The organism is Streptomyces sp. NPDC002671 (assembly GCF_053592475.1).
Genome location: NZ_JBSFVU010000034.1, coordinates 20,187 through 32,911, shown reverse-complemented (window position 1 = coordinate 32,911; position 12,725 = coordinate 20,187). Strand labels below are relative to the sequence as shown.

The following is a 12,725-nucleotide window of genomic DNA, read 5'->3' as shown; positions in this document are numbered from 1 at the left end:
AAAGGCCACCATCGTGACTGAGATCGAGATCGGGCGCGGCAAGCGCGGGCGGCGGGCGTACGCCTTCGACGACATCGCCGTCGTCCCCAGCCGCCGTACGCGGGACCCGAAGGAGGTCTCGATCGCCTGGCAGATCGACGCCTACCGCTTCGAGCTGCCCTTCCTGGCCGCCCCCATGGACTCGGTCGTCTCCCCGGCCACCGCGATCCGCATCGGCGAGCTGGGCGGCCTCGGCGTGCTCAACCTCGAGGGCCTGTGGACGCGGTACGAGGACCCGCAGCCGTTGCTGGACGAGATTGCCGAGCTGCCCGACGAGCAGGCGACCCGCCGCCTGCAGGAGATCTACGCGGCCCCCATCAAGGAGGAGCTGATCGGCGCGCGCATCAAGGAGGTGCGCGACTCCGGCGTGGTCACGGCGGCGGCGCTCTCCCCGCAGCGCACCGCGCAGTTCTCCAAGGCGGTCGTGGACGCGGGCGTGGACATCTTCGTCATCCGCGGTACGACGGTCTCGGCGGAGCACGTCTCGTCCTCGCACGAGCCGCTGAACCTGAAGCAGTTCATCTACGAGCTGGACGTCCCGGTGATCGTCGGCGGCTGCGCCACGTACACCGCCGCCCTGCACCTGATGCGCACCGGCGCGGCCGGCGTCCTGGTCGGCTTCGGCGGCGGCGCCGCGCACACCACGCGCAACGTGCTCGGCATCCAGGTCCCGATGGCCACCGCGGTCGCCGACGTGGCCGCCGCCCGCCGCGACTACATGGACGAGTCCGGCGGCCGGTACGTCCACGTGATCGCGGACGGCGGCGTCGGCTGGTCCGGCGACCTGCCCAAGGCGATCGCCTGCGGCGCCGACGCGGTGATGATGGGCTCCCCGCTGGCCCGTGGCACGGACGCGCCCGGCAAGGGCCACCACTGGGGCATGGAGGCGGTCAACGAGGAGCTGCCCCGCGGCAAGAAGGTCGACCTCGGCACGGTCGGCACGATCGAGGAGATCCTCACCGGCCCGTCCCACACCCCCGACGGCTCGATGAACGTCTTCGGCGCCCTGCGCCGCGCCATGGCCACCACCGGCTACAGCGAGCTGAAGGAGTTCCAGCGCGTCGAGGTGACGGTCGCGGACAGCCAGCACCGTCGCTGACCCGTACGACGCCAAAGAGGGCGGCCCGTCCACGTGAGGTGGACGGGCCGCCCTTTTCGTGCTGCCGGATCAGAGCTCGGTCACGCCGGCCAGGACCAGGACGGCCCCGCACAGGCCGAAGGGCACGGTCAGGCCGCGGCCTTCTTGGTGCCCGAGAACGCGGCGAACGCGGCGATGGCGATGAACACGAAGGTCAGCGGGTCCGCGTCCTCCTTCCAGGCCTTCTGGACGATGTCGAGGTGGTCGAAGAACACCTCGGAGAAGCCCACGTGCACCAGCTTGGCGATGATCATGGCCTCGCCGACGAGCTGGCCGAGGTAGACCGAGCCGACCGCGAGCAGGGCGGCGGCGATCGGGACGACGGGGTTGCGGCCACCCGCCTTGCCCGCGGCGAGACCGATGACGAAGCCGACGCCGACCGCGGCCCAGCCGATCTCGTGCTTGGTGAGGCCGATGATCACGCCGTACAGGCCGCCCACGACCAGGGCGGCGGCCACGGCGGCGAGCAGGCCGACGACCAGGTTGTCCCGGCCCGGCGCGGGCGGCACCGGCGGAGCGAACGCGCCCGGCTGCGGCGCGTACGGCGCTCCGGGGGCGCCCGGGGCGCCGGCCGGGGGCTGCTGGCCGTACGGGTTGCCGTCCGCCGGACCGTACTGCGGCTGCTGCGGCTGCTGCGGCGGGTATGACTGGCTCATGACAGGAAATCCCCCGTGTTGTGGCACAACTGGATGAACTGGACGAAGAAGGTGGCTGACGCGCACATGCGCGTGTGTGAAGAGCCCGGGGGAGACTAACAGCCGGGGACGACAGCGCCCCCGGCGTTTTCCGCTTGAGACCGCCTCGAGATCCACTCGGGACCGAAGCTACAGCCGGTGCGCCGCCCCCGTCGGCGTCGCTCCCCGGGTGTCCAGCAGCAACTGCGCCTTCACCGACAGCCCCTGGAGGTCGTACGTGCGGTGCTGCTGGACCAGGATCGTGAGGTCCGCGGCGGCGGCAGCTTCGTACAGCGAGTCCGCGCGCGGGACCGGCCGCTCCAGGACGCTCCACGCGGGCACATACGGGTCGTGGTAACTGACGGAGGCGCCCAGTTCCATCAGCCGTACGGCGATCTCGTGCGCCGGGGTGCCCTGCTGGTCGGCGAGGTCGGCCTTGTAGGTGACGCCGAGCAGCAGTACGCGCGCCCCGCGGGCCGACTTGCCGTGCTCGTTGAGGAGGGCCGCGGCGCGCTGGACGACGTACCGGGGCATGCGGTTGTTGACCTGCTGGGCCAGTTCCACCATGCGCAGGGTGCGGCCCGCGTGGCCGGTCAGGTCCTGCGGGACGGCGGGCCCGCCGACGCCCGGGCCGGGCCGGAACGCCTGGAACCCGAACGGCTTGGTCTCCGCGCAGCGGACGACGTCCCACAGGTCGACGCCCAACTCATGGCACAGGACGGCCATCTCGTTGACGAGCGCGATGTTGACGTGCCGGTAGTTGGTCTCCAGCAGCTGCACGGCCTCCGCCTCGCGCAGCCCGCGCGCGCGGACGACCTTGTCGGTGAGCCGCCCGTAGAAGGCGGCTGCCGATTCGGTGCAGGCCGGGGTGAGGCCGCCGATGACCTTGGGGGTGTTGGCCGGGGTGTGCTCGCGGTTGCCGGGGTCGACGCGGCTGGGCGAGTAGGCGAGGTGGAAGTCGCGCCCCGCGCGCAGTCCGGAACCCTTCTCCAGCAGGGGGCGCAGGAACTCCTCGGTCGTCCCGGGGACCACAGGCGACTCCAGGATCACGGTGGTGTGCGGGCGGAGCCGTTCGGCGAGCGTGCGGGCCGCCGCCTCCACCTGGCCGAGGTCTAGCCCGCCGTCGGCGCCGCGCGGGGTCGGCGCGCAGATCACCGCCGTGCGCACCCGCCCGAGCTGGGCGGGATCGGTGGCCGGCCGGAACCCCGTGGCGTGCATCCGGCGCAGCTCGGCGGGGCTGAGCGAGCCCGCCTCGGGACCGGTGGCGTAGCCGATGGTGGGGATGCCCGCGGCCACGGCGGCCTGGGCGAGCGGCAAACCGTAGGGGCCGAGTCCGATGACGGCGAGGTCTGCGGGCATGGCGTGGGCCGTCCTTCCCAATAACCGAAGCGGGACAGGTGCGCAACCGCTGTGGACAAGACGAGCGAGCGCACTGTCACACTAGGAGTAAATATGACCCTTATGTGGGATTGCGTTCGTGTGTCTTCCGGGGGATGCGCGCGAGTTGTCCACAGGTTGGAAGCGCGTGGTGGGTCAACTGTCCGTCGCTAAGGCGATGGGCTTGCACAACGGGCGTCACTGGCTGTGGCGCTGCGTTTGCGTCCAGCCCCGTTCCGGCGCGTGTGCACGGGTGGTGGGGCAGGGGCCGTTGACGCGGCCCCGCGTCGCCACAACTCCCACGCTCTGGCGCGGATGTTGCGGGAGCTGTTCCGATCAGCGTGATCAACGAATCCACAGGACCGGCACGCGAACCAGGCCTGCGAGACCCGGTTCGCTTTGTCGATGTGGCCGCACTCGGCGCAGGTGCGCGAGGTGTACGCCGGATCGATGTACACCACCGGCACCCCCGCCCGGCGGGCCTTGTATGCGATGAACGCCCCCAGCTGGTGAAATCCCCAGCTGTGGAGGGTGGCCCGTTGGGGCTTGCGAAGCCGTACCCGTTCGCGGATGCCTGTGAGGTCTTCCAGGGCGATGCCGCGACCGGTGCGTTCTGCCTCGGCCACCACGTGTTTCGCGATCTTGTGGTTGATGTCCTTGGCCCGCCGAGCCTCCTTGCGTCTGCGCTTCTTCATGCGGCGTTTGGCGGACGGGGTGTTCTTCTTCTGCAGCTTGGTGCGCAGCCTTCGTTCCCGCAGCCGGACCCGGTTCAACTCGCGCCCGGCCATGATCTCGCCGTCGCTGGTGGTGGCGATGTTGACGATGCCCAGGTCGATGCCGAGGAAGTCCGCCGGATCCGTGTTCGGCGGCGCTTCTGGCACCTCGCAGGTGGCCAGCAGAAACCACATCCCGTCCCGGCTCACCAGGTCGGACTCGCCCTTGCGGTGCAGCGCCAGGGTGGCAAGCTGCTCGGGGGAGGCAGGGAACGCCACGTCCTTCACCCGCCCGCGAACGGTCCGGATCGACACCCGGCGCTCGGCGATCTGCCAGGACAGCATCCGGTCGTCGTACGGCTGCGCACCCTTCGGCCGGAACACGATCGGCTTCTCCGAGGCTCGCCGGTACCGCTTCGAGCCAGGCCTGCCCAGGTTCCCGGCCTTCAGATTCGCCTTCAGGGTGGCGTACGCGTCGCAGGTCTTCTTGATCGCATGCTGGGCAGCCTGTGCGCCCAGCCCTCACTGCGCCTTGATCTTGCTGTAGGTGTGCTCGCGCAGCGCGAAGTTCCTCTTTGCATCCTTCTCGAAGGCAACCTCGCTCGCCCAGCTGGCGGCCTCGTTGCACGCGCGCAGCGTCGCCTCCAGTGCCGCCGCCTGCTCAGGCGTCGGAAGCAGCCTGACCTGCACCGCCAGCTTCACGATTACCGAACGTATGCACCTGTTCGATGTCCCGCTGAACGTTCCCTGCTCGTCACTCGATCGGATGAACCCTGTCACCACAAGGATGCGATCTCGTCCAGTGCTGAAACTCGGGGGGTCTTCGCAAGAAGCTGCTGAAGTCGGGCAAGCCGGTCAGAATTTGGGCATGAGGAGGGGATGAACCGGGCTTCGCCCACCGGGTGCGGCCGACGCGAGCGATCTGCGACAGCGGGAGGCAGCGGTGAGGACAGCGACACTGGGGCCGGAGCAGCGCGCCGAGGCACTGGCGGCGATGGCCGAGCGCGAGCTGGACGTACTGGTGGTCGGCGGCGGGGTCGTCGGCGCGGGTACGGCACTGGACGCCGTCACACGCGGCCTGTCCACCGGACTGATCGAGGCCCGCGACTGGGCGTCCGGCACCTCCAGCCGGTCCAGCAAGCTCATCCACGGCGGCCTGCGCTATCTGGAGATGCTCGACTTCGCGCTCGTCCGCGAGGCCCTGAAGGAGCGCGGCCTGCTCCTGGAGCGGCTCGCCCCGCACCTGGTCAGACCGGTGCCGTTCCTGTACCCGTTGCAGCACAAGGGCTGGGAGCGGCTGTACGCCGGCTCGGGCGTGGCCCTGTACGACGCGATGTCCATGGCCCGCGGGCACGGCCGGGGGCTGCCCCTGCACCGCCACCTGACCCGCCGTCACGCCCTGCGCATCGCCCCCTGTCTGAGGAAGGACGCCCTGGTCGGCGCCCTGCAGTACTACGACGCCCAGATGGACGACGCCCGCTTCGTGGCCACCCTGGCGCGCACGGCCGCCGCGTACGGCGCGAAAGTCGCCAACCGCGCGCGCGTGACGGGCTTTCTGCGCGAGGGCGAGCGGGTCGTCGGCGCCCGGGTGCAGGACGTGGAGGGCGGCGGGGAGTACGAGATCCACGCCAAGCAGATCGTCAACGCCACCGGGGTGTGGACCGACGACACGCAGGCCATGGTGGGGGAGCGCGGCCAGTTCCACGTCCGCGCCTCCAAGGGCATCCACCTGGTCGTGCCGAAGGACCGCATCCACTCCACCACCGGTCTGATCCTGCGCACCGAGAAGTCCGTCCTGTTCGTCATCCCGTGGGGCCGGCACTGGATCATCGGCACCACCGACACCGACTGGGACCTCGACAAGGCCCACCCGGCCGCGTCCAGCGCGGACATCGACTACCTGCTGGAACACGTCAACTCGGTGCTCGCCGTGCCGCTGAGCCGCGACGACGTGGAAGGCGTGTACGCCGGTCTGCGTCCGCTGCTGGCCGGCGAGTCCGACGCCACCAGCAAGCTGTCCCGCGAGCACACCGTGGCGCATCCCGCGCCGGGCCTGGTGGTCGTGGCGGGCGGCAAGTACACGACCTACCGGGTCATGGCCAAGGACGCCGTCGACGAGGCGGTGCACGGCCTCGACATGCGTGTCGCCGAGTGCGTGACCGAGGAGATCCCGCTGCTCGGTGCGGAGGGCTACCGGGCCATGTGGAACGCGCGAGCGCGGATCGCCGCCCGCACCGGACTGCACGTGGTCCGCGTGGAACACCTGCTGCACCGCTACGGCTCGATGGCCGAGGAGATCCTGGACCTCATCGCCGCCGACCCCGCCCTCGGCGAGCCGCTGACCGGCGCCGAGGACTATCTGCGCGCCGAGGTGGTGTACGCCGCCTCGCACGAGGGCGCCCGGCACCTGGACGACGTCCTCACCCGCCGCACCCGCATCTCCATCGAGACCTTCGACCGGGGTACTCGCAGCGCCCGCGAGGCCGCCGAGCTGATGGCACCCGTCCTCGGCTGGGACAAGGACCAGGTCGAGCGCGAGGTCGAGCACTACGAGAAGCGTGTGGAGGCCGAGCGGGAGTCGCAGCTCCAGCCGGACGACCTGACCGCGGACGCGGCGCGGCTGGGGGCGCCGGACATCGTTCCGCTCACCTGACCCGGCGCCGGATATCACCCGAACGAGTGTCCCCGGCCGGGATCTCTGTCCGGGTCCCGGCCGTTCTACCAAGTGCGAGGGCAGAACTCGGCGGCGAGCAGGGCCGGTTCGAGCCGGGGGTCTGCGATCGCGTCCGTGTTCACGCGGAAGGTGAGGACACGCCGGCCGTCGACGGTGGCTGCGGTGCGCACGTAGCTGCCGGATATCCGGCCGTTGTGCCCCCACACCGTGATGCCGCACGGGAGCCTTGTCGGAAAGATCCCCATGCCGTACAGGCCGTGTGCGGCACGGGTGTCGAGCATCTCGCGCAGCCAGTGCGGGGGCAGCAGCCGGCCGCCCAGCAGGGCCGCGTAGAAGCGGTCCATGTCGGCCAGCGTGGTCACCAGCTCGCCCGCGGCCCCGGCCACCCGTGGGTCGAGTCGGGTGACGTCGGAGCCGTCGGCGGAGAAGGCGCGGCCGTGCGGCGAGGGCAGCGTGGTGCGGGCGCCCGGGAAGGAGGTGCCTGTCAGACGGAGGGGAGTGATGATGCGGCGCCGGGCCTCGTCGGCGTACGAGCGGCCGGTGACCCGGTGGATGACCAGTCCGAGCAGGACGTAGTTGGTGCTGGAGTAGGAGAAGCGGCCCGCGCGGGCCGGAGGGAGGGCGAGTGCGATGCGTACGGCCTGAAGCGGGGTCAGGGGGACGATGCCCCGGGTGCCCTGGGCGAAGTCCGGGAGCCCGCTGGTGTGGGTGAGCAGAGCGCGCAGGGTGATGCGCCGGCCGTCGGTGCCGTGCCCGCGGAGTAGTCCGGGCAGGTACCGCTCCACCGGATCGGACAGGGAGAGCCCGTGCAGCGAGGCCAGTTGCAGGACGACCGTCGCGATGAAGGTCTTGGTGACGCTGCCGGCGCGGAAGTGGTCGGCGCGGGCGATGCCGTGGCCGGCCGCCGCGTAGCGGGAGCGGGTGCCGGAGAAGGCCAGCAGGGCCGCCGCGGGCGCCTTGCCCCGGCCGGTGAGCAGCGGCAGGACCGTCTCCGTGGCGCCGGCCGCGGAGGTGGCACCGGCCGCGGTGGTGGCACCGGACGCGGTGGTGGCGAGCAGCAGGGCCAGGAGCACCGGTACGGCCAGGACTGTCCGAAGCGTCGGCATCCGGGCTCCTTACTCGGCGCGGTCGGCTCGGGCTCGTCCGCAGGTCATCAATCCGACAAGCGGAACACATCATTCACCCTGCCCCGTGGTGCACGGACCATGCGTCGCGGCCGGGGACACCCTGGACGTTGCCCACTTGTCGAGTGAGAGACAATGGAGGCTCTGTCAGGGCGGGTTGTTTGAGGGGACGCATGTCGGAGGCGGAGCGGGCGGGGACATCTCGTCAGGAGACTCGGCAGGGCGCGAGCAGTGGTCGTCTCCTCGCCGGGCGGTACCGGCTGGGAGACGTGCTGGGCCGTGGCGGCATGGGCACGGTCTGGCGCGCCGAGGACGAGACCCTCGGCCGGACGGTCGCCGTCAAGGAGCTGCGGTTCCCGTCGAACATCGACGAGGACGAGAAGCGGCGCCTGATCACGCGCACCCTGCGCGAGGCCAAGGCGATCGCCCGGATCCGCAACAACAGCGCGGTGACGGTCTTCGACGTGGTCGACGAGGACGACCGGCCGTGGATCGTCATGGAGTTGGTCGAGGGCAAGTCGCTCGCCGAGGCCATCCGCGAGGACGGCCTGCTGGAGCCGAAGCGTGCCGCCGAGGTCGGGCTCGCCATCCTCGACGTGCTGCGTTCCGCGCACCGCGAGGGCATCCTGCACCGGGACGTGAAGCCGTCCAACGTGCTCATCGCCGAGGACGGCCGGGTCGTGCTCACCGACTTCGGCATCGCACAGGTCGAGGGCGACCCGTCCATCACCTCCACCGGCATGCTCGTCGGCGCCCCCTCCTACATCTCTCCGGAGCGCGCCCGCGGGCACAAGCCGGGTCCCGCGGCCGACCTGTGGTCGCTGGGCGGCCTGCTGTACGCGGCGGTCGAGGGGGTGCCGCCGTACGACAAGGGCTCGGCGATCGCCACGCTCACCGCGGTGATGACCGAGCCCCTGGAGGAGCCCAAGAACGCGGGCCCCCTCCGGGACGTCATCTACGGCCTGCTCACCAAGGACCCGGCCAAGCGGCTCGACGACGCCGGCGCCCGCGCCCAGTTCAACTCGGTGATCCGCGCGCCCGAGCCGGAGTCGATGGAGGCCACGCGGGTGGTTCCGCTGCCTGCGGAGCCCGGCGGGTCCGAGGGCAAGCGGGGCGAGGAGGCGGCGGAGAAGCTGCGCGGGGCGCTGCGCTCGGTCCGCAAGGCGGCGGGCGCGGCCGGTGCCGCGTCGGCCACGCGGCCGAAGAGCGGGGGCGACGCGACCGCGCCGGGCGCCGGCGGGGCCACGGGTGCCGGTGGTGCCGCGGGTGCCGGTGGTGCCGGTGGCGCCGCGGGCAAGGCCTCCGGTGGCGCGGGCGTGGCGGGCTCGGCCTCTGCGGGGGCCGGTGCCGGTGCCGGTGCCGGTGCCGCGGGGAACTCCGCGGCGGCCAAGCCGAGTTCCGGGTGGCCCGTGGTGCCGCCGCCGGACCTGGACCTGCCGCCGCGGTCGGTGCCGAGGGCGCCGCTCACCGATGTGGTGCCCAAACGCACGCTGGTGATCATCGCCGTGGTGGTCGTCCTGGCCGTGATCGGCACCGTGCTGGCCATCGCGCTCAGCGGCGGCGGCAAGGGGGACAAGAACAGCGGCGGGGCCAAGGCGGCGACGAGCGCCAGTGCCTCCGCCAAGAGGGACAAGGGCAACGGCAAGAACCAGGGCGGCGGGAACGGCGGGAAGCAGGCCGACGGCAAGGCCTCGGCCTCCGCCGGCACCGGCTCGGAGGCGAGTCCTGGCGCGTCCGCGCCCAACTCCGGTTCGACCGGGGGCAAGGGCGGCGGGAGCGCGCCGGTCGTGTCGACCCGCAAGGGCGGCCAGGGCTACTCCATCGGGCTGCCCAAGGGATGGACGTACCAGTCCACCGGCGCCGCCGGGGACCGCTACACCGGGCCCGACGGGCAGAAGCTGCTCATCGGCTGGACCGGCACGCCCAAGAGTGACCCGGTGGCGGACTGGAGGACCCAGGAGCACTACATGGTGCGCCCCCAGTACACGAAGATCCGCATCGAGAAGGTGGACTATCGCGGCTGGAACACGGCCGACTGGGAGTTCACCTATGTCGACGGCGGCACCAAGTACCGTTCCATCGACCGGGGTTTCGTGGTGAACGACCAACTCGGCTACGGGCTGATGTACACCGCGAAAGCCTCGAACTGGGACAGTGCGCTGCGCAAGGACACCTGGGAAACGCTGCAGAGGTCGTTCCAGCCCAAGCCGTGAGGTGAGGGCGGGCCCGGTCGGGCCCGGGCCGCGGTCGGTTGAATGCCGGAGAATCCGGCATCCACTCAATGCGCGTTGCCTCCGGCACGTATCGTGAATGGTTGCGGACCGTATGCAGCCGATGTGGATGCGGAACGGGCCGCGAGGCGAACGGATTTGAGCGACCGGACGGCCGGGGGAGGCAACATGGACGACTACGCGGGTCGGGTGCTCGCCGACCGCTACCGCCTGCCTTTGCCGCCCTCCGACGAGTACGAACTGACCGAGACCCTCGCCTTCGACACCTACAGCGGTCAGGAAGTGCTGGTGCGGCAGGTGCCGTTGCCGGAGGTCGTCGAGGCCGAGGTGCTCGACGCGGAGGGGCTGCCCGAGGGGTTCACCGCCCGTGAGCGCGGGACACGCCGGGCGCCCGCGGCCCGGTCCGCGACCCGCCGGCCCACCGATCCCGCCGTGCGGCGCGCCGTCGAGGCCGCGCAGGCGGCGGCCCGCATCCCCGACCACCCGCGCCTCGACCAGGTCTTCGACGTGTTCGCCGAGGGCGGTTCGCTGTGGGTGGTCAGCGAGTCGGTGGCGGCGCGTCCGCTGGCCGCGCTGCTGGCCGAGCAGCCGCTGACGCCGTACCGGGCGGCCGAGGTCGCCTCCGACGTGCTCATGGCGCTGCGGGTGCTGCACGCCCACGGCTGGGTGCACCGCAACATCACCGCCCGCACGGTCCTCGTCTGCGACGACGGCCGTGTGATGCTGACCGGCCTCGCGGTCGGTGCGGCGGAGGAGGCGCTGTGCGGGTACGACCCGGTGCCGGTCCAGGACGGGCCGGAAGGACCGGGAGGGCCGGGAGGCCCGGAGGGACAGTCCGGGGGCGGCCAGGGGTTCGGTCACGCCGGAGGAGGACCCGGCACTCCCGGCGCCGCACCCGCACCCGTACCCCCGCCCGGTGCCGATCCCGACCCCGAGGCCGCCCGGCGTGCCGCCATCCAGGCGCGGGCGGCCGGTGGTCTGCCGCTGCCGGGCGCGAACGGGGCCTCCGACGGCGGCGGGGTGCCCGGTGTGTCCGGGGCGCCGGAGCGGCGGGCGCTGACGACCGGCGAGGACATCCGTGCCGCCCGGGCCGGAGCCATCGCCGCCTACCGGGCGGGAGCCCGGGCCGCCGCCCAGGTGAACGAGACCCGGCAGAGCGGGCGCCCCGCCCTGCCCGGCGCCCGGCCGCCCGCCGAGGGCGACACCGGCGCGGGTACGGGCGACGGCACGGTGCAGCCGCCGAACCCCGCAGGACCGGGCGGCGGCAACACGCCCCCCGGCCAGATAGCCGACCCCTACGGAGTCCACGGCGCCCCCTGGCACGGCGCCACACCGCGCACCGGCCGGTCGCCCCTGCCCGCCCAGCTTCCCCCCGACTCCGGTCAGCCGGGAAGCGGCGGTGTGTCCCTTCCCGCGCAGGCCGCTGCGCCGTCCCGTTGGGACGAGGGCGACGGTGGCGGCGTGGTCCGGCGTGGGCCCGCGAGCGCGCTGGGGGCCGAGCGGGCCCGGCAGGTGCGGATGACCGTGGTGGGACCGGTGACCGAGCGCTGGGCGCCCGAGCAGGCGGGGCCCGTGCACGAGAACTGGCAGCTGGCGGCGCCCATCGGGCCGGCCACCGACCTGTGGGCGCTCGGGGCGCTGCTGTTCAGGGCGGTGCAGGGGCATGCGCCGTACCCCGAGGAGTCCACCGCCGAGCTGGTGCAGCTGGTGTGCGCGGAGCCGCCCGCGTTTGCCGAGGAGTGCGGGCCGATCCGGCCGGTGGTCGAGTCGCTGCTGCGTCAGGACCCCACCGACCGGCTGGACTTCGAGGAGCTGGGCGGCTGGCTGCGCTCGCTGGTGCGGTCCGCGCCCGAGCCGGACGCCGGCAGCCAGGTCGTCACCGTTCCGCCCGCCGACCCGGCCCGGCTGCCGATCATCCGGCGCCGGGGCGAGCTGATGCGGTGGCGGCGACGGCGCGCCGAGCCGCCCGCCATGCATCCGCACGGCCGGCACAAGCGGGCCCCGGAGCAGGCCCGTTCGCCGCGCAACCTCGGCCGGACGCTGCTCCTGCTGATCCTGCTCCTGCTGGCCGGCGCGGTGGCGTACGCGATGCTGTTCATGCCGAAGCAGGGCGGGAGCGGCGCGGCGGACGGGGACCGTACGGGCGCGGCCGGTGAGGTCAGTGCCGCCCCCTCGCCCTCGCCACGGCCGTCCTCCGGGCAGTCGGCGGACGGCAGCCCCTCGGCGTCCGCGCCCGTCACCGAGCCCCAGACGGGCGGCAACCCCTCCGTCGCCGGCGGCTTCACCCTGCGCACGGACCCCGACGGCTTCCAGGTCGCCGTCGCCAAGGGCTGGTCCCGCACGCCCAAGAACGGCAGCGGCCAGGTGGTGTACGCGCAGGGGAACTTCGAGCTGCTCGTCGTGCCGGGAAGGGACGGCGCGGCGACGTACGGCAGCGACCCGATGGTCTACCAGCGGGACAAGGAGGCCGAGCTCCAGCCGTACCGGAACTCCAGCTGGGCCACCGCCAGCGGGCTGCGCACCATCGAGGTGGGCGGACGCACCATGGCCGAGGGGCAGTTCACCTGGACCGATGCCCAAGGCCGCGACCTGTTCGTGCGCAACATGGCGATCCTGCTGAACGGCCGCTACCACATCGTCCAGGTCCGTGGCCCGGAGGCGGAGCGGGACGAGGTGACGCGGCTGTACGACCAGGCCACGGCGACGTACCGCTACACGGGTTGAGCGCCGCGTGAACGGAGCGGGCGGCGCACCG

7 protein-coding genes and 1 pseudogene are annotated in these 12,725 nt (G+C 72.5%); 4 read left to right on the top strand and 4 right to left on the bottom strand.

Annotated elements, in window-relative coordinates; translation table 11 throughout:
• Positions 1–13 precede the first annotated feature (13 nt).
• A complete protein-coding gene (locus tag ACWD35_RS36340) occupies positions 14–1,138 on the top strand; it encodes a GuaB3 family IMP dehydrogenase-related protein (protein WP_451355633.1) in 1,125 nt (374 codons plus the stop codon).
• 128 nt (positions 1,139–1,266) lie between these two features.
• Here ACWD35_RS36340 and ACWD35_RS36335 read toward each other — a convergent pair whose 3' ends face one another.
• From ACWD35_RS36335 to ACWD35_RS36325, 3 genes and pseudogenes are all read right to left on the bottom strand, one after another.
• Positions 1,267–1,833, bottom strand: coding sequence for a hypothetical protein (locus tag ACWD35_RS36335; RefSeq protein WP_451355632.1), 567 nt, complete (start codon positions 1,831–1,833; stop codon positions 1,267–1,269).
• A gap of 168 nt (positions 1,834–2,001) precedes the next feature.
• Positions 2,002–3,210: a nucleotide sugar dehydrogenase gene (locus ACWD35_RS36330; protein ID WP_451355631.1), complete on the bottom strand. Its 1,209-nt coding sequence runs from the start codon at positions 3,208–3,210 to the stop codon at positions 2,002–2,004.
• A 188-nt stretch (positions 3,211–3,398) separates the two neighbouring features.
• A pseudogene (locus ACWD35_RS36325) lies at positions 3,399–4,643 on the bottom strand (RNA-guided endonuclease InsQ/TnpB family protein).
• 241 nt (positions 4,644–4,884) lie between these two features.
• Between ACWD35_RS36325 and ACWD35_RS36320 the strand changes: the two are divergent.
• Positions 4,885–6,594 (top strand): glycerol-3-phosphate dehydrogenase/oxidase, encoded by a 1,710-nt coding sequence (locus ACWD35_RS36320; protein ID WP_451355630.1) that lies wholly within the window; start codon positions 4,885–4,887, stop codon positions 6,592–6,594.
• Between the two features lie 65 nt (positions 6,595–6,659).
• Here the strand turns inward: ACWD35_RS36320 and ACWD35_RS36315 are convergent, their stop codons facing one another.
• Positions 6,660–7,721, bottom strand: coding sequence for a serine hydrolase domain-containing protein (locus tag ACWD35_RS36315; RefSeq protein ID WP_451355629.1), 1,062 nt, complete (start codon positions 7,719–7,721; stop codon positions 6,660–6,662).
• A gap of 191 nt (positions 7,722–7,912) precedes the next feature.
• Between ACWD35_RS36315 and ACWD35_RS36310 the strand changes: the two genes are divergently transcribed.
• A complete protein-coding gene (locus ACWD35_RS36310) occupies positions 7,913–9,952 on the top strand; it encodes a serine/threonine-protein kinase (protein WP_451355628.1) in 2,040 nt (679 codons plus the stop codon).
• Between the two features lie 186 nt (positions 9,953–10,138).
• Complete coding sequence (locus tag ACWD35_RS36305; RefSeq protein ID WP_451355627.1) at positions 10,139–12,694, top strand: protein kinase; 2,556 nt, start codon at positions 10,139–10,141, stop codon at positions 12,692–12,694.
• Positions 12,695–12,725 lie beyond the last annotated feature (31 nt).